Source organism: Massilia sp. 01N417 (assembly GCF_056399645.1).
This window is the reverse complement of record NZ_JBFTRS010000001.1, coordinates 280,507-297,723: the sequence shown is the minus strand read 5'-3', so window position 1 is coordinate 297,723 and position 17,217 is coordinate 280,507. Positions and strand designations below refer to the sequence as shown.

At 67.5% G+C, this 17,217-nt stretch carries 12 protein-coding genes; 3 read left to right on the top strand and 9 right to left on the bottom strand.

The features are described from left to right. Positions 1-2: 2 nt before the first annotated feature. The 8 genes from AC1DOQ_RS01355 to aptA all read right to left on the bottom strand — a co-directional run bounded on the left by AC1DOQ_RS01355 (position 3) and on the right by aptA (position 12,168). Entirely contained in the window at positions 3-1,967 is a 1,965-nt protein-coding gene (locus AC1DOQ_RS01355; RefSeq protein WP_477359466.1) for an MHYT domain-containing protein, read from the bottom strand. Between the two features lie 192 nt (positions 1,968-2,159). Next, positions 2,160-3,401 (bottom strand): Zn-dependent hydrolase, encoded by a 1,242-nt coding sequence (locus AC1DOQ_RS01350; RefSeq protein ID WP_477359464.1) that lies wholly within the window; start codon positions 3,399-3,401, stop codon positions 2,160-2,162. Between the two features lie 141 nt (positions 3,402-3,542). Next, positions 3,543-4,943, bottom strand: a complete 1,401-nt coding sequence (gene hydA, locus AC1DOQ_RS01345; protein ID WP_477359461.1) for a dihydropyrimidinase — start codon at positions 4,941-4,943, stop codon at positions 3,543-3,545. Positions 4,944-4,991: 48 nt separating this feature from the next. Then, complete coding sequence (locus AC1DOQ_RS01340) at positions 4,992-6,479, bottom strand: NCS1 family nucleobase:cation symporter-1 (protein WP_477359458.1); 1,488 nt, start codon at positions 6,477-6,479, stop codon at positions 4,992-4,994. A gap of 93 nt (positions 6,480-6,572) precedes the next feature. Further along, positions 6,573-7,847: an NAD-dependent dihydropyrimidine dehydrogenase subunit PreA gene (preA, locus tag AC1DOQ_RS01335; protein WP_477359455.1), complete on the bottom strand. Its 1,275-nt coding sequence runs from the start codon at positions 7,845-7,847 to the stop codon at positions 6,573-6,575. Next, positions 7,835-9,211: an NAD(P)-dependent oxidoreductase gene (locus AC1DOQ_RS01330; RefSeq protein ID WP_477359453.1), complete on the bottom strand. Its 1,377-nt coding sequence runs from the start codon at positions 9,209-9,211 to the stop codon at positions 7,835-7,837. The genes preA and AC1DOQ_RS01330 overlap by 13 nt, the downstream gene beginning before the upstream one ends. Positions 9,212-9,346: 135 nt before the next feature. After that, positions 9,347-10,840, bottom strand: coding sequence for a CoA-acylating methylmalonate-semialdehyde dehydrogenase (locus AC1DOQ_RS01325; RefSeq protein ID WP_477359450.1), 1,494 nt, complete (start codon positions 10,838-10,840; stop codon positions 9,347-9,349). A gap of 11 nt (positions 10,841-10,851) precedes the next feature. Next, on the bottom strand, positions 10,852-12,168 hold the full coding sequence (aptA, locus tag AC1DOQ_RS01320) for an omega-aminotransferase AptA (protein ID WP_477359447.1): 1,317 nt from the start codon (positions 12,166-12,168) through the stop codon (positions 10,852-10,854). 154 nt (positions 12,169-12,322) lie between these two features. Between aptA and AC1DOQ_RS01315 the strand changes: the two genes are divergently transcribed. Together AC1DOQ_RS01315 and AC1DOQ_RS01310 are read left to right on the top strand one after the other, a co-directional pair. Further along, a complete protein-coding gene (locus tag AC1DOQ_RS01315; RefSeq protein WP_477359444.1) occupies positions 12,323-13,801 on the top strand; it encodes an aminotransferase-like domain-containing protein in 1,479 nt (492 codons plus the stop codon). An 11-nt stretch (positions 13,802-13,812) separates the two neighbouring features. After that, complete coding sequence (locus tag AC1DOQ_RS01310) at positions 13,813-14,490, top strand: TetR family transcriptional regulator C-terminal domain-containing protein (protein WP_477359441.1); 678 nt, start codon at positions 13,813-13,815, stop codon at positions 14,488-14,490. On the opposite strand, the gene AC1DOQ_RS01305 is transcribed toward AC1DOQ_RS01310, so the two are convergent. Next, on the bottom strand, positions 14,483-16,528 hold the full coding sequence (locus AC1DOQ_RS01305; protein ID WP_477359438.1) for a S9 family peptidase: 2,046 nt from the start codon (positions 16,526-16,528) through the stop codon (positions 14,483-14,485). The genes AC1DOQ_RS01310 and AC1DOQ_RS01305 overlap by 8 nt on opposite strands. Positions 16,529-16,657: 129 nt before the next feature. On the opposite strand from AC1DOQ_RS01305, the gene AC1DOQ_RS01300 reads away from it, so the two are divergent. After that, positions 16,658-17,209, top strand: a complete 552-nt coding sequence (locus tag AC1DOQ_RS01300) for a GNAT family N-acetyltransferase (RefSeq protein ID WP_477359435.1) — start codon at positions 16,658-16,660, stop codon at positions 17,207-17,209. Positions 17,210-17,217 lie beyond the last annotated feature (8 nt).

Here is a 17,217-nt window from a genome sequence, read left to right as displayed (position 1 = left end):
CGTCAGTGAAGCACGCGCGGCCCCACCGCCTGGGCGATGTGGTCGACCAGCGATCCCGGCTCGACCGGCTTGGCGAGGTAGTCCGTGAAGCCGGCCTGGATCGCCTGGTTGCGGTCGTCCTGGCGCGTGAACGCGGTCAGGGCGATGGCCGGGATGGCGCCGCCGGCGCCGGCCGAACGGCGCCGGATGCGGCGCATCAGTTCGAAGCCGTCGACGTCGGGCATGCCGATGTCGCTGACGATCACGTCAGGCCGCTCGCGCTCCAGCAGCGCGAGGGCGGTGCCGGCGCTGGAGGCGGCCATGGTGGTGGCGCCGTTCTGGTGCAGGATCTGCTGCAGCACGTCGAGGGTGTCTTCGGCATCGTCCACCAGCAGCACCTTGACGCCGGCCAGGCCGCCCTGCCCCTGCGCCCACGCCGTGTCCCGGGGAGCGGCCGCCGGCGCCGCCGCGGCTTCCGGCTCGGCCAGCGGCAGGCGCAGCGTGAAGGTAGTGCCGGCATGCGAGCCCGCGCTGGCGACGTCGATGGTGCCGCCGTGCAGCTCGACCAGCTGGCGCGCGATCGACAGGCCCAGGCCCAGGCCGCCGTGCTTGCGGGTGATCGACGCATCCTGCTGGCGGAAGCGGTCGAACACGTAGGGCAGGAATTCGGGATCGATGCCGATGCCGGAATCGGCCACGCGGATCACGACCTCCTGGCCTTCGCGGCTCATCAGCACCTGCACCATGCCGCCGCTCGGGGTGAACTTGACCGCGTTCGACAGCAGGTTCCACATCACCTGCTGCAGCCGGCCCGGGTCGCCCAGCACGGTACCGATGCCATGCGCGACGTCGACGCGCAACTCGATGCGCTTGGCCACCGCGGCCGGATGCACGGTGCCGAGGGCGGCCTCGATCACCTTGTCCGGCTCGATCAGCTGCACGTCCAGGCGCAGGTTGCCGGAAATGATGCGGCTCATGTCGAGCAGGTCGTCGATCAGCTGGCCCTGGGCGCGCGCATTGCGCTCGATGGTCTCGAGGCCGCGCTTGAGGGTCGCCTCGTCCCTGACGCCGCGCTGCAGCATGCTGGCCCAGCCGAGGACGGCGTTGAGCGGCGTGCGCAGCTCGTGCGAGAGGGTGGCCAGGAATTCGTCCTTCAGGGCGCTCAGGCGCTCGGCCTCGTCGCGCGCGGCGCGCTCGCGCGTCAGCAGTTCCTCGCGCTCGGCGGCGGTGGCCTGCGAGATCGCCAGCACGCGCGCATTCGCCTCCAGGCGTGCATCGAACAATGATGCCAGCAGGGCGAAGCCGAGCACGCCGAAGGTCGCGATCACGACCAGGGTCGCCAGGCCGTCGTGGCTGACGCCGCCCTTCGCGGCCATGCAGACCGAGTCCAGCGGGAAGCTGGCCGCCGCCATGCCGGTATAGTGCATGCCGGCGATGGCCGCACCCATCACCACCGCCGCGCCCATCCGCGGCAGCCACACGTTCGGGGCGTTACGGCGCAGGCGGAAGGCGATCCACAATGCCAGGCCGGACGCGGCGATGGCGATCGCCACCGACAGCGCGAACAGCCAGGGATCGTAGACGATGCCCGGCTCCATGCGCATGGCGGCCATGCCGGTGTAGTGCATGGCGTTGATGCCGATCCCCATCAGCACGGCGCTGACGGCGAGGCGCTTCCATCCCAGCTCGCCGCGGCTGACCTGCCACAGGGCCAGGCCGGAGGCGGCGATCGGCAGCAGCAGCGAGACCAGGGTCAGGGAGAAATCGAAGGCGATCGGGATCGGCAGGCGGAAGGCCAGCATGCCGACGAAGTGCATGGCCCAGATGCCCGAGCCCATGGCGATGGCGCCGCCGACGATCCAGGCGCCGACGGCGCGGCCGCGCGACTGGCTCACGCGGCCGGCGAGGCTGAGCGCCGCATACGAGGCGGCGATCGCGACCAGGATCGAAATCAGGACCAGCGGTGTATCGTAGTGTCCAGTCAGCATCGTCAAACAACCGTTGGAAGACTGAAGATCGGAGCAGCATGCCCGACAGGCAGCGCTCCCCGGAAGGCGGCTGCCGACAGTATGCTACGACTTCCTCCGGTTCGGCGACACTGGAAACATCCGACTCGAAATTGTTACCATTGTGAAACAATTTCATCTATCGTGCCAGGCTGCCGGTGTGCCAGCCCGGTCTCAGCCGGACGCGATGCCTGCCCGCTCCAGCATCGCATGCAGCAGCACGTTGCAGCCCGCCTCCAGGTGGGCCGGCTGGGCGTCCTCGATCTCGTTGTGGCTGATGCCGTCCTTGCAGGGCACGAAGATCATGCCGGCCGGGGCCAGGCGCGCCACGTAGATCGCATCGTGGCCGGCGCCGGACACCACGTCCATGGTCGAATAGCCCAGCTTCGCGGCGGCGTTGCGCACCGCGCCCACGCAATCCGGGTGGAAGGGACAAGGCGGATAGTAGGACACGCGCTCGAGCTGGATCTTCAGGCCGGTCTCGCTGGCGGTACGCTCGACGAAGGCCGTGATCTCCCCGTGCATGGTGTTCAGGAGTTCGTCGTTCACGTTGCGCAGGTCGATGCTGAACTTGACCCGGCCGGGAATCACGTTGCGGCTGTTCGGGAACACCTGCACCATGCCGACCGTGCCGCGGCCATAGGGTGGATAGCGGTTCGCGATCGCCACCGTCTCCTGCATGATCTTCGTCGCGCCCTGCAGCGCGTCGCGGCGCAGGTGCATCGGCGTCGGGCCGGCATGCGCCTCCATGCCTTCCACCGTGCAGTCATACCACGACAGGCCCATCACGGCCGGCACCACGCCGATCACCTTGTCCTCGTCTTCCAGCACCGGGCCCTGCTCGATATGGGTCTCGAAGTAGGCGCCGATCGGATGCTCGCCCGGGGTCTGCGCGCCGCGGTAGCCGATCCTGTCGAGCTCCTCGCCGACGCTCAGGCCGTCGACGTCGCGCGCGGCATAGGCCGTCTCCAGGCTGAAGGCGCCGCAGAATACGCCGGAACCCATCATCACCGGCACGAAGCGCGAGCCTTCCTCGTTGGTCCAGAACGCGACCTCGATCGGGGCCTCGGTCTTTATTTGCAGGTCGTTCAGGGTCCGCACCACCTCCAGGCCGGCCAGCACGCCGTAATTGCCGTCGAACTTGCCGCCGGTGGGCTGGGTATCGATGTGGCTGCCGGTGACGATGGGCGGCAGCGCCGGATTCGCACCTTCGCGGCGCATGAAGACGTTGCCGATCTTGTCGACCGTGATGCTCAGGCCTGCTTCCTTCGCCCACTGGACCACCAGGTCGCGGCCCTGGCGATCGAGGTCGGTGAGGGCCAGGCGCTTGACGCCGCCTTTGTCGGTGGCGCCGATCCGGGCGAGGTCCATCAGGGAGGTCCAGAGGCGGGGGCCGTTGATGTGGAGTTCGTTCATGGGTGCTCCTCAGGATTCGTATTGTTTGATGTACCGGGAACCTAAACCAACGTCGTCCCCGCGCAGGCGGGGACCCAAGTTTGACGAGTAGACGTAACGCACGCGGGAACGACGTTTACATGTTCGTGGCGCTATTCGCGTTCACGCGGCGTTGGCAGTCGTGGCCGTAAACGCCGGCCGCTCCACATACTGCCCGGCCCCCTCTTCCGCCCGCAGATCGCCCTGCGCATACGCCACCTTCCCGGCCGCCAACGTATGCGTCGGCACCCCGCGCACGGTCCGCCCTTCGAACACATTGAAGCCGCCCTTCGAATGCTGGGTCGCGGCGGACAAGGTGCGCGTCGCCTCCGGATCCCACACCACGATGTCGGCATCGGCGCCCACCTGCACCACGCCCTTGCGCGGGTAGATGTTGAAGATCTGCGCCGCGTTGGCCGAGGTCACGCGCACGAACTCGGAGGTGGTCAGGCGGCCAGTGTTGACGCCGGCGTCCCAGACCACGGCCATGCGCTCTTCGACGCCGCCGCAGCCGTTGGGAATGCGGGTGAAATCGTCGGCGCCCATCGCCTTCTGCTCGGCGCAGAAGGTGCAGTGGTCGGTGGCCGTGGTGTGCAGGTTCCCTCCCTGCAGGCCCTGCCACAGCGCGGTCTGGTGGTGGCTGGAGCGGAACGGGGGGCTCATCACGAAGGCGCGCGCAAACGCGGGGTCGGGATTGCTGTAGACGCTGTCGTCGATCACCAGGTGGCCGGCCAGGGCCTCGCCGTACACGCGCTGGCCGTGGGCGCGGGCGCGCGCGATGGCTTCCAGGGATTCGGCGCAGGATACGTGCACGATGTAGACCGGGGTGCCGAGCACGCCGGCGATGGCGATCGCGCGGTTCGCCGCCTCGGCTTCCACCGCCGGAGGACGCGACAGCGGATGCGCTTGCGGTCCGCGGATGCCCTTGGCCAGCAGTTCGCGCTGCAGCTGGTAGACGAGTTCTCCATTTTCCGCGTGCACGGTCGGGATCGCGCCCAGTTCGAGCGCGCGGCGGAAGCTCTTCACCAGGGTCTCGTCGTCGGCCATGATCGCGTTCTTGTAGGCCATGAAGTGCTTGAAGCTGTTCACGCCATGCTCGCGCACCAGCGTGCCCATGTCTTCATGCACCGACTCGTCCCACCAGGTGACGGCGACGTGGAAGGTGTAGTCGGCGGCCGACTTCTTCGCCCAGCCGCGCCAGGTGTGGAAGGCGTCCATCAGCGGCTGCTTCGGATCGGGGATCACGAAGTCCATGATGGTGGTGGTGCCGCCGGCCAGCGCGGCCGCGGTGCCGGTATAGAAATCGTCGGCGGTGACCGTGCCCATGAAGGGCAGCTGCATGTGGGTATGGGTGTCGATCCCGCCCGGCATCACGTACTGGCCGCCGGCGTCGATCACGCTTGCATTGGCGGGCGCTTCGAGACTCTCGCCGACGGCAACGATCTTGCCGCCTTCGCACAGGACGTCGGCACGGAACGCCCGGTCGGCGTTCACGACGGTACCACCGCGGATCAATACGGACATGAGCAACTCCTATCGTTCATGGTGGGCACGGGGCGCCCACGTAGGTCGTCAATCGAGCGAGCGGGCGGGGGCCATGGCCGGCACCGCCCTGCCCTTCATCATCAGGCCGTACACCACCGCGGCGATCGCGATGCCGACGAACCATGCATAGGTGTACAAGGTCTTGAAAGTGGAGCCGACGCCCGGGAAGGCGTCCGGGAAGGCCGCGTTCAGGAAGCCCGGGATGTTCGGCAGCACGCCGGCGGCGAAGGCCACGATGGCGGCCGTGTTCCAGCCGCTCCGGTAGGTATAGATGCCGTCGTCGCGGTAGAGCTGGTCGACCGCCAGCTCGGTCTTGCGGATGAAGTAGTAGTCGATGATCAGGATGCCGGCGATCGGTCCGAGCAGGGCCGAATAGCCGGTCAGCCAGATGAAGATGTAGTTCTCGGTCTTCTCGAGTATCTTCCACGGCATCATGGCCAGCGCGATGCCGGCGGTGATGTAGCCGCCGACGCGGTAGGAAATGCGCTTCGGCGACAGCGCCGAGAAATCGTAGGCGGGGCCGACCATGTTGGCGGCCAGGTTGACGCTGGCGGTATCGATCAGCAGGATCAGCAGCGCCACCAGCACCCCGGCGCCGGTCATGCGGCTGGAAACGTCGACCGGGTCCCACAGCGCCTTCCCGTACAGGACGACGGTGGCCGAGGTGACGGTCACGGCCAGCGCCGCCAGCAGTGCCATCGGCAGCGGCAGGCCGAGCGACTGGCCGACCACCTGGTCGCGCTGGGTCCTGGCGAAGCGGGTGAAGTCGGGAATGTTCAGCGCCAAGGTGGCCCAGTAGCCGATCATCGCGGTCAGGGAAGGCCAGAACACGGACCAGAACATCCCGGCCTTCGGCCCGCCGGGGGCGAATTGCGAAGGCTGGTCCAGCAGCGGCCCGAAGCCGCCGACCTTGTCGTAGACCCACCACAGCAGCAGGAAGCAGATCGCGATCTTCAGCGGCGCGGTATAGGTTTCGAGCTTGCGGATCGAATCCATGCCGTGCACGATGAAATACATCTGGATCGCCCAGAAGCCCAGGAAGCAGCCCAGCTGGCCGGCGTTGATGCCGAGCCCCGGCAGCTTGTCGCCGCCGATCGGGGCGCCGAGCAGCACGCCCAGCAGCGTATAGATCATGCTGCCGCCGAACCAGGTCTGGATGCCGTACCAGCCGCAAGCGACCACGGCGCGCATCAGCGCCGGCAGCCGCGCGCCGCGCGTGCCGAACGAAGCGCGCGCCAGCACCGCGTAGGGAATCCCGTACTTGGTGCCGGCATGGCCGATCAGGAGCATCGGCAGCAGCACGATCACGTTGGCGGCGAACACCGTCATCACCGCCTGCCAGGCCGACATGCCGCCCTCGATCAGGCTCGACGCCAGCATATAGGCGGGAATGCTGATCACCATGCCGACCCACAGGGCGGCGAAGTGATACCAGCGCCAGGTGCGCTGGGCGGTCCCGGTCGGCGCCAGGTCGTGATTCCAGAGGTCGGGGTGTGCGGCTGGGTCCATGCTCATCGGGTCTTTCTCCATCATGACGTAGGGTGGGCGGTCTCCGCCCACGCGAATGGCCACATGATGCCACCATTCGCGTGGGCACGGTATGCCCCCCTACGCGCTCACCTCCGCCCTCGGATTGCGCGGATCCTTGGTCCAGTTCATGTACGGCAGGCCGGTCGGTTGCGGCACCATCGTGATGCAGTCCTCGACCGGGCAGGTGATTTCGCACAGGTTGCAGCCCACGCACTCGGACGGCTTGACCTCGTAGCGCCGCGCCTCGCCTTCCACCAGCCGCGCGATCGCCTGGTGCGAGGTATCCTCGCAGGCCACGTAGCACTTGCCGCACTGGATGCACTTCTCCTGGTCGATGTTCGCGATGACCTGGTAATTCATGTCCAGGTATTTCCAGTCGGTGGTGTTGGCCACCGCCTTGCGCGAGAAAGCCGCGATGTTCTCGTAGCCCTTGCTGTCCATCCAGCGCGACAGCCCGTCCTTCATCTCCTCGACGATGCGGAAGCCGTGCAGCATGGCGGCGGTGCAGACCTGGACCGAGCCGGCGCCCAGCGCGATGAACTCGGCGGCGTCGCTCCAGCTGCCGATGCCGCCGATGCCCGAGATCGGCAGCCGGCTGGTGAGCGGATCGCGCGCGATCTCGGCCACCATGTTCAGCGCGATCGGCTTCACCGCCGAGCCGCAATAGCCGCCGTGGGTACTTGCGCCGCCGACGATGGGGTGGGCCACCATGCGGTCGAGATCCAGGTGGGTGATGGAGTTGATGGTGTTGATCAGCGAGACCGCGTCCGCCCCGCCCGCCAGCGCCGCCCGCGCCGGCGCGCGCACGTCGGTGATGTTGGGTGTGAGCTTGACGATGACCGGCAGCCGCGTATAGGTCTTGCACCAGCGCGTGACCTGCTCGATCAGGTCCGGCTGCTGGCCCACCGCGGCGCCCATGCCGCGCTCGGGCATGCCGTGCGGGCAGCCGAAGTTCAGTTCGATGCCGTCGGCGCCGGTAGCCTCGACCAGCGGCAGGATCTCGCGCCACGGCGCCTCTTCGCAGGGCACCATCAGCGAGACGATCATGGCGCGGTCCGGCCATGCCTTCTTGACCGCGGTGATCTCTTCCAGGTTGATGGCCAGGCTGCGGTCGGTGATCAGCTCGATGTTGTTGAAGCCGATGACTTCGCGGTTCTTGCCGTGCAGGGCCGAGTAGCGCGACGAGACGTTGACGGCCGGCGGATCCTCGCCCAGCGTCTTCCACACCACGCCGCCCCAGCCGGCCTCGAAGGCGCGCACCACGTTGTAGGCCTTGTCGGTCGGCGGCGCCGAGGCCAGCCAGAACGGGTTCGGGGACTTGATGCCGCAGAAATCGATGCTCAGGTCGGCCATGCTGCCTCCGCTTTGGATAGGATGTCGTTATGGATGGCCAGCGCGGCCAGCTTGCCGTGCTGGACCGCCTGCACCGTCAGGTCCTGGCCCGGTGCGACGCAATCGCCGCCCGCGTACACGCCCGGCAGCGCGGTGCGGAAACCGGCGTCGACGCGGATCTTGTCGCGCTCGTGCTCGAGCTCCCGTGCCAGCGGATCGGCCAGTGCCTCCATGCCCATGCCCTGGCCGATCGCCTTGAACACGGCGTCGGCCGCGATCTCGACGATGGCGCCGGTGTTCAGCAGGCGCCCATCTTCGAGCCGGGTCTCCTCGAAGCGCATGCCGCGCACGCGGCCGTCCTCGTCGAGCAGCACCTCGAGCGGCGCGGCCCAGGTGCGGATGCGCACGAAATGCGTCTTGGCGATCTCGATCTCGTGGCCGGTCGCGCTCATGGCCTCGAAGCCGCGCCGGTACACCAGCGTGACCTCGTCGGCGCCCAGGCGCTTGAGCTGGACCGCCATGTCGATCGCGGTATTGCCGGCGCCGATCACGATGGCGCGGCGCGGCACCGGCAGCGCGGCCAGGTCGCCGGCCTGGCGCAGGGTGGCGATATAGTCGACCGCCGCCATCAGGCCGGGCGCGTCCTCGCCGGTCAGGCCCAGGCGGCGGCTGGCGGCCAGGCCGAGGCCGAGGAAGACGGCGTCGAAGCGCGTGTGCAGGTCGGCCAGCTGCAGGTTCTCTCCCAAGGCCTGGCCGTAGTGGATCTCGATGCCGCCGATCGACAGCAGGAACTCGACTTCCTGCTGGGCGAAGTCGCCCGGCAGCTTGTACTTGGCGATGCCGTATTCGTTCAGGCCGCCCGGTTTCTCGCGCGCCTCGAACACGACCACGCCGTGGCCCAGCATCGCCAGCCGGTGGGCGCAGGCCAGCCCGGCGGGGCCGGCGCCGACCACGGCGATGGTCTTGCCGGTGCTGGGAGCGCGCTGGAAGGGATGGCCCTTGAACTGCGCGTTGTCGATGGCATGGCGCTGCAGCAGGCCGATCTTGACCGGCTGCCCCTCGGCGTCGTTGTTGCGCACGCAGGCGTCCTCGCACAGGATCTCGGTCGGGCACACGCGCGCGCAGCTGCCGCCGAAGATGTTCTGCTGCAGGATCTTGACCGCCGCGCCTTCGATATTGTGGTCGTGGATGTTGCGGATGAAGCTGGCGACGTCGATGCCGGTCGGGCAGGCGCGCGTGCAGGGCGCGTCGTAACAGTAGAGGCAGCGCGCGCTTTCGATGGCGGCCTGGCGCGCGGTGAGGGGCGGGGCCAGGTCGGTGAAGCGCTCGGACAATGCGCTGTGCGTGCCGCCTGCTGGCGGCAGGTGCTGGAGTGACTCGATCATGTGCATCCCTTTTTGTTTGAGTACTTCGTACTGCGGGAAATGCTGTGATGCTCGGTACTACGTAGGGTGGGCACCATGTACCCACGCGGACAGCGGCGTTACGCGAACCTCACGCGTGGGCACGGAGTGCCCACCCTACTTCATCTGCGGGAACGCGAACTCCACCCCGCTGCTCGCCGTATTCGGCCAGCGCTGCATCACCGCCTTGTGCCGCGTATAGAACCTCACCCCTTCCGGCCCATAGGCATGGTGGTCGCCGAACAGGCTCTTCTTCCATCCGCCGAAGCTGTTGAAGGCCATCGGCACCGGCAGCGGGACGTTCACGCCCACCATGCCCACCTGCACCTGGCGCACGAATTCGCGGGCCACGCCGCCGTCGCGGGTGAAGACGGCGACGCCGTTGCCGTACTCGTTCCTGTTGATCAGCTCCAGCGCGCTGCCGACGTCCGGCATGCGCACCACGCACAGCACCGGGCCGAAGATCTCTTCCTGGTAGATGCTCATTTCGGGCTGCACGTGGTCGAACAGGGTGCCGCCGACGAAGAAGCCTTCCTCGCGGCCGGCCACCTTGAAGCCGCGGCCGTCCACCACCAGGGTCGCGCCCTGCTCCACGCCTTCGCCGATCAGTTTCTCGATGCGCTGCTTGGCCGCCAGGGTGACGACCGGGCCCATCTCGGCGTCCTTCTCCATGCCGTCGCCCACCTTCAGCGCCTTCGCGCGTTCGGCCAGGCGCGCGACCAGCTGGTCGCCGGCATCGCCGACCGCCACCGCCACCGAGATCGCCATGCAGCGCTCGCCCGCCGAGCCATAGGCCGCCCCGATCAAGGCGTCGACGGCCATGTCCATGTCGGCATCCGGCATCACGACCATGTGGTTCTTGGCGCCGCCCAGGGCCTGCACCCGCTTGCCGGCCGCGCTGCCGCGGGCGTAGATGTATTCGGCGATCGGGGTCGAGCCGACGAAGCTGACCGCCTGCACGTCCGGATGGTCGAGGATGGCGTCGACCGCGGTTTTATCGCCCTGGACCACGTTGAACACGCCGTCCGGCAGCCCGGCTTCCTTCAGCAGTTTCGCATGCAGCAGCGAGGCCGAAGGATCGCGCTCCGAGGGTTTCAACACGAAGGTATTGCCGCAGGCGATGGCGACCGGGAACATCCACATCGGCACCATCACCGGGAAGTTGAAGGGCGTGATGCCGGCGACCACGCCGAGCGGCTGGCGCATCGACCAGGCGTCGATGCCGCGTGCGATCTGGTCGGTGAATTCGCCCTTCAGCAGCTGCGGGATGCCGACCGCGAACTCGACCACCTCGATACCGCGCGCCACCTCGCCCTGGGCATCGGCGAAGGTCTTGCCGTGCTCGCGCGTCACCAGCGCGGCGAAGTCGTCGACGTGCTGCTGGCACAGCTGCAGGTATTTGAACAGCACCCGTGCGCGCGCCAGCGGCGGGGTCGCGGCCCAGGCCGGGAAGGCCGCGTGGGCCGCGGCCACGGCCGCGTTCACGTCGTCGGCCGAGGCCAGCGCCACTCTTGCGCAAGGCTGGCCGAGCGCCGGGTTGTAGACGTCGGCATGGCGGCCACCGCCCTCCACGCTTTCGCCATTGATGAAGTGATTGATCGTCTCGTTCATGATGTTCTTCATTAGTCCAGGTTCATGAGTACGTCCCGCAATTTGCCGAACAGCTCGTCGATATGCTTCTTCTCGAGGATCAGCGGCGGCGACAGGGCGATGATATCCCCGGTCGTGCGGATCAGGATGCCGTCCGCGAAGGCCTTCTTGAACGCGGCATAGGCGCGTGCCCCGGGTTTGCCGGCGATCGGCTCCAGCTCGATGCCGGCCACCAGGCCGATGGTGCGGATGTCGATCACGTGCGGCAGGCCGCGCAGCGAGTGCACCGCATCTTCCCAGTAGGGCTGGATGGCCTTGGCGTTTTCCAGCACGCCCTGCTCCTTGAAGACTTCGAGGGTGGCGATGCCGGCCGCGCAGGCCAGCGGGTGGCCGGAATAGGTATAGCCGTGGGCCAGTTCGATGCCCGGCGGCGCGTCCATGAAGGCGTCGTGGATGAATTTTTTCGAGAACACGGCGCCCATCGGCACGGTGCCGTTGGTGATGCCTTTCGCGGTGGTGAGCATGTCCGGCTCGACGTCGAAATAGTCGGCCGCAAACGGCGTGGTCAGCCTGCCGAAGCCGGTGATGACCTCGTCAAAGATCAGCAGGATCCCGTACTTGCTGGTGATCTCGCGCAGGCGCTTCAGGTAGCCCTTGGGCGGCACCAGCACGCCGGTGGAACCCGATACCGGTTCGATGATCACCGCCGCGATGGTCGACGGGTCGTGCAGGGCGACGATGCGCTCGAGCTCATCGGCCAGCTCGGCGCCGAAGTCCGGCTCGCCGCGCGAAAAAGCGTTCTTCAGCAGGTTGTGCGTGTGCGGCAGGTGGTCCACGCCGGGCAGCAGCGGGCCGAAGTTCTTGCGGTTGGGGCCGATGCCGCCCACCGACAGGCCGCCAAAGCCGACTCCGTGGTAGCCGCGCTCGCGGCCGATCAGGCGGGTGCGTCCGCCCTCGCCGCGCGCCTTGTGGTAGGCCAGCGCGATCTTCAATGCGGTGTCGACGGCTTCCGAACCCGAGTTGGTGTAGAACACGTGGCCGAACTTGTGGCCCGTGTATTCCATCAGCTGCTCGGCCAGGTCGAAGGCGGCCGGGTGGCCCATCTGGAAGGTGGGGGCGAAGTCGAGCTGGCCGACCATTTCGCTGACGGCAGCGACGATCTTCGGCTGCGCATGCCCGCAGGGCACGCACCACAGGCCGGCGGTACCGTCGAGGATGGCATTGCCGTCGACGTCCTTGTAGTACATACCTTCCGCCGATACCAACAGGCGGGGGTTGGCCTTGAAGTCGCGGTTGTTCGTAAACGGCATCCAGAACGACGACATCGACTGGGGCTTTGACTGGTTCATGCGGCTCTCCCAAAAGATTTACCAATTGGCAAAATCATCGTGCAATAATAGTCAGCAAGACAACGGCGGCACATATACACAACCGGCGAAATCGGCCAACCGTACTGGTAGCATAACCGGTACAGTTTGCGGCGTCGCACCGAAGGAGTGGACCATGGCTGGGACTGGAGAAGACCTGCGCGCGATGAAAGCCGACCCGGCCGACCCGGCCGCCCCGGCCTGGCCGGTGCTGCCGATCGACCGCCAGCGCCGCGGCAGCCTGGTCGACCAGATCGTCGCGGCAATCTCCGGGATGGTAAATCGGCGCGAACTGCGGGTCGGCACCAAAATGCCCTCGGTTCGACAATTCGCAAAGGTCAACGCCGTCAGCACCTTCACGGTGGTCGAGTCCTACGACCGCCTGCTGCACTTGGGCGTGCTGTCCTCGCGCCGCGGTTCCGGCTTCTTCGTCGCCCGCGGACCCGACGCCACATCACCGCCCTGCCCCACCGCCTTCACCGGCAACCTGTCCGCCGCGGTCGACGCCCTCACGCCCGACCTGTATTCCGGCCAGTCCGATGCGCTGCCGGTCGGCGCCGGCTGGCTGCCGCCGGAGTGGTATGGCGAATCGACGATCCTGGACGCGGTGCGCCACGCGATGAAGATCCCGGCCGGCCGCCTGCGCGGCTACGGCCATCCTCTCGGTTTTCCCTCGCTGCGCCAGCACCTGGCCCACACCCTGTCGGACGAGCTGTGCGCGGTCGAAGCGGAACAGCTGCTGCTGACGAATGGCGCCACCCATGCCTTCGACCTCGTGCTGCGTACCCTGACCCGTCCCGGCGACGTGGTGTTCGTCGAAGACCCCGGCTACAGCAACCTGCTGGCCCTGGTGCGCCACCACGGCTGCGTCCCGGTCGGCATCCCGCGCGGCGCGGCCGGCCTGGACATGGAGGCGCTGGCGCGCGAAGCGGAGCTGCACCATCCCAAGCTCATGTTCGTCAACACGGTGCTGCAGAATCCCCTCGGCACCTCGCTGTCGCAGGCCCAGGCCCACCGCCTGCTGGCGCTGGCCGAAGCCTTCGATTTCTGGCTGGTCGAGGACGACATCTACCGCGAACTGGCGGCACCCGGCGAAGCGTCGCTGGCGGCGATGGACGGCCTGCGCCGCGTGATCCGCATCGGCAGCTTTTCCAAGACCCTGGCACCTAGCCTGAGGGTCGGCTCGATCTGCGCTTCAAGCTCGCTGATCCCGGAACTGGTGCGGGTCAAGATGCTGACCGGGCTGACGACTTCGGAGGTCAACGAGCGCGCCGTGTTCGATGCGGTCAGCAGCCGCGCCTACCGGCGCCAGACCGAGCGCCTGGCCCAGCAACTGATCGAAGCCGGCGAGCGCGCGCAGGAAAAGCTGGTCGAGGCCGGCCTGCAGCCGCTGGCGCGCCCGCGCGGCGGCATGTTCGTCAGCGCCGGCTGGACCTCTCCCGCCACGCCGGAGCGCAACGGCAGGACGATCGCCGAACGCGCGCTGCGCGCCGGCATCCTGCTGGCGCCCGGCGAATTCTTCAGTTTGCGGCCGCCGCAAACGCCCTGGTTCCGCTTCAACGTCGCCTATGCGCACGAGCCGCTGCTGCTCGACTTCCTGCGCGCCCAATCTTGACAAGGATGGCCATGACCACGCCCACCACCACGACCACGATCGCGCCCGCCAACGACAGCCTGCCCGGCAAAAGAGTCCAGCATCGCGAGGAGGTCGAGGGCGCGATCCTGCGCGAAGCCGTGCGCCTGTTCGCCGAGCGCGGCTTCGAGGGCACGCCGATCCAGGAAGTCGCCGAGCGCGCCGGCCTCTCGAAGCAGAACCTGATGTACTACTTCCCGACCAAGCAGGCGCTCTACGAACGCGTGCTGGACGACGTGCTGGACGACTGGCTGGCGCGCATGGCCAGCCTGGCCGACCCCGACCGGGAGCCGGCCGACGTGCTGCGCGCCTACGTCGCCGCCAAGCTGCGCTTCTCGCGCGAGCAGCCGCTGGCTTCGCGCGTGTATGCGATGGAAGTGATCGGCGGCGCCAAGCTGTACGGCGCGCAGATCCGCGAGCGCGTGGTGCCCCTGCTGCGCCAGGACATCGCCGTTTTCCAGCGCTGGATCGCGGATGGGCGCATCGCGCCGGTCGACGCCACCCACCTGCTGTTCGCGGTATGGGCCATGACCCAGTCCTACGCCGACTTCGCGGCGCAGATGACCCTGGTGCTGGGCCGGACCGAGCTGACGGGACAGGACTTCGAGGATGCCGAACGCGTGATCACGGCGATGGTCCTGTCCCTCGTGCACGGCGGACGCGCTACCTGACGCCCGCCGCCTCCTTCAGGCCGGGCACGAATTCGGCGCCCTGCCTGACCTCGGCGGTGGACGCCTTCAGCGCATCGCCGATCGGCTCCGCGCGCCCGCCCAGGCAGGGCGCCAGGAAGTTTTCGGAGACGGCATTGAAGGCGATGCTGTTGACCGGCCGCGCGAAGCCGTGCCCTTCGTCCGAGAACACGACATAGGTCACCGGGATGCGCCGCGCATTCATCGCCGCGACGATCTGGTCGGATTCGCGCACATTCACCCGCGGGTCGTTCGCGCCCTGCCCGATCAGCAGGGGGCGCGAAATCTTGTCGGCGAAGTTGAGCGGCGAGCGTTCCTTCAGCAGCGCCCGTCCTTCCTCGGTGGTCGGATCGCCCATGCGCTTGTAGAACTGCTGCTTGAACGCCTCCCAATACGGCGGAATGGTCTCCAGCAGCGTGAACAGGTTCGAGGGGCCGACGATGTCGACGCCGCAGGCGAAGGTGGTGGGTGTGAAGCTCATGCCGGCCAGGGTCGCGTAGCCGCCGTAGGAACCGCCCATGATGGCGACCTTCTCGCGCGTGGTGACGCCATTCCTGACCGCCCAGTCGACGGCGTCGAGCAGGTCGTCGTGCATCTTGCGGCCCCACTGCAAATCGCCCTTCGAGATGAAGGCCTTGCCGAAGCCGGTGGAACCGCGGAAGTTCACCGACAGCACCGCGTAGCCGCGATTCGCCAGCCACTGGTGGAAGGAATAATAGCCGTAGCTGTCGCGTCCCCATGGGCCGCCGTGCACCAGCAGCACCATCGGTACCGGGCGCGCGGGCTTGCCGTCGGCATCCGCGCCGGCGGCCTTCGGCAGCGACAGGTAGGACACCAGGTTCAGGCCGTCGCGCGAGCGGATCTCCTGCGGGTACATGGACACCAGCGGCGCGCCCTCGAGTTCCGGGCGCGAGGTGAACAGCTTGCTCAGGCGTTTGCCCTTGCGCTCGTAGAGCCAGGTCGCGGCCGGCGCCGAGACCGGGTCGGCCACGAGCACCCATTTGCTGTCCGCATCGTCGCGCGAGCGGATCGTCAGGTCGCCCTTCACGTGCCCCTTCAGCCAGGCCAGGTCGGGCGCCAGCGCGCGGTCGAGCGGCACGTAGTCGCGCCTCAGGTATTCGAGTTCGTAGGCCTGGGCGCGTCCGGTGCGCGGATCGAACAGGGCCGCGCCGATGTCGGCGCGCGCATCCTGGGCCACGACTTTCGTCGCGCCGGTGGCGATGTCCTGGGCCACCAGCGCCGCCGTGTCGCGGCCGCGCGAGTCGCTCCAGTACAGGGTCTTGCCGTCGGTCGTGAAGCCCTGCGGCGAGGTGGTCAGCGCATCGTCCAGGTCGACCTTGACGAAGGGCGTCTCCTCGGCCTTGCCCCTGTCCTTGCCCATGGCCAGCCGGTAGTAGTCGATGCCGCCATCCTTGCGCGACTTGCTGGCCACGCGCAGGTTCAGCTGCTCGTCCGCGAACAGCTCGCCGTAGTCGTCGACGTTCTTGTAGATGAGCGACAGCTTGCCGCTCTTCAGGTCCAGGCTGTAGGCGTCGTGCCAGCGCGGATCGCGGTTGTTGATGCCGACCAGGATGCGGTCCTTGACGTGGCGGCTGATGTTGATGATCTGGACCCGGGTCTTTTCAAAAGGCGTGAACAGGGTCTGCTTGCCGCTGGCGATGTCGACGCCGTACAGCAGGAAGTTTTCGTCGCCGCCCTTGTCGTTGATGAACAGCAGCGACTTCGAATCCGGCGCCCAGTACACCGTGCGGATCGGCCGCGTCTTCTCCGCGGTCAGCGGCCTGGCTTCGTTGGGTGCGCCGATCGGCGCCACCCACACGTTCAGCACGCCGTCGCGCGGGGCGATCCACGACAGCCACTTGCCGTCCGGGCTGATGCTGCCGGCGGTCTTGCTGGGATTGCCGAACAGCTTGGCGCGCTCGATCAGCGGGACCTCGTTGTTGGCGGGAGACCCACTCTGGGCAAGCACGGCGGGCGTGAAACTGAGGGCGAAACATGCAAGCAGAATAGTGCGCAGCATAGTGACCTCGCGACAGGGATGAAAAGCCATCCTAGCCAGATCGGGCCTTGGGATAAAGACAATTTTCCGACGTGTTGTCAATACTCGACAATGCTAGACTAGCAAGCTTTACCGACTCCGAGGTCCGCCATGCCCACGATCCATCTCCCCGCCATCGAGACCGCCCGCCTCAGGCTGCGTCCGCTGCTCGAGGCCGACATCCCGGCGCACTACGCCGTCTTCTCCGACCCCGATGTGGCGCGCTACTGGAGCCGCGAACCCTGGACCGACATCGCCCAGGCCGAGGAATCGATGAAATCCATCCTGGCCGCGCAGGCGGACGGCAGCGAAGCCCGCTTCGGCATCGAGCTGCTGTCCACCGGCGAATTGATCGGCAACGTGGGCCTGCACCACTTCTTCGGATCCAACCGCCGCTGCGAGATCGGCTATGCGCTCGGCAGCGGCCACTGGGGCCAGGGCTATGCGACCGAAGCGCTGCGCGCGGCGATCCGGCACGGCTTCGAGGCCCTGGACCTGAACCGCATCGAAGCCGACATCGACCCGCGCAACATCGGCTCGGCGCGGGTCCTGGAAAAGCTCGGCTTCAGGAAGGAAGGCTACATGCCCGAACGCTGGTTCGTGTTCGGCGAGTTCGCCGATACGGTCAACTACGGGCTCCTGAAGCGTTACTGGGAAGCCTGACGAGACAC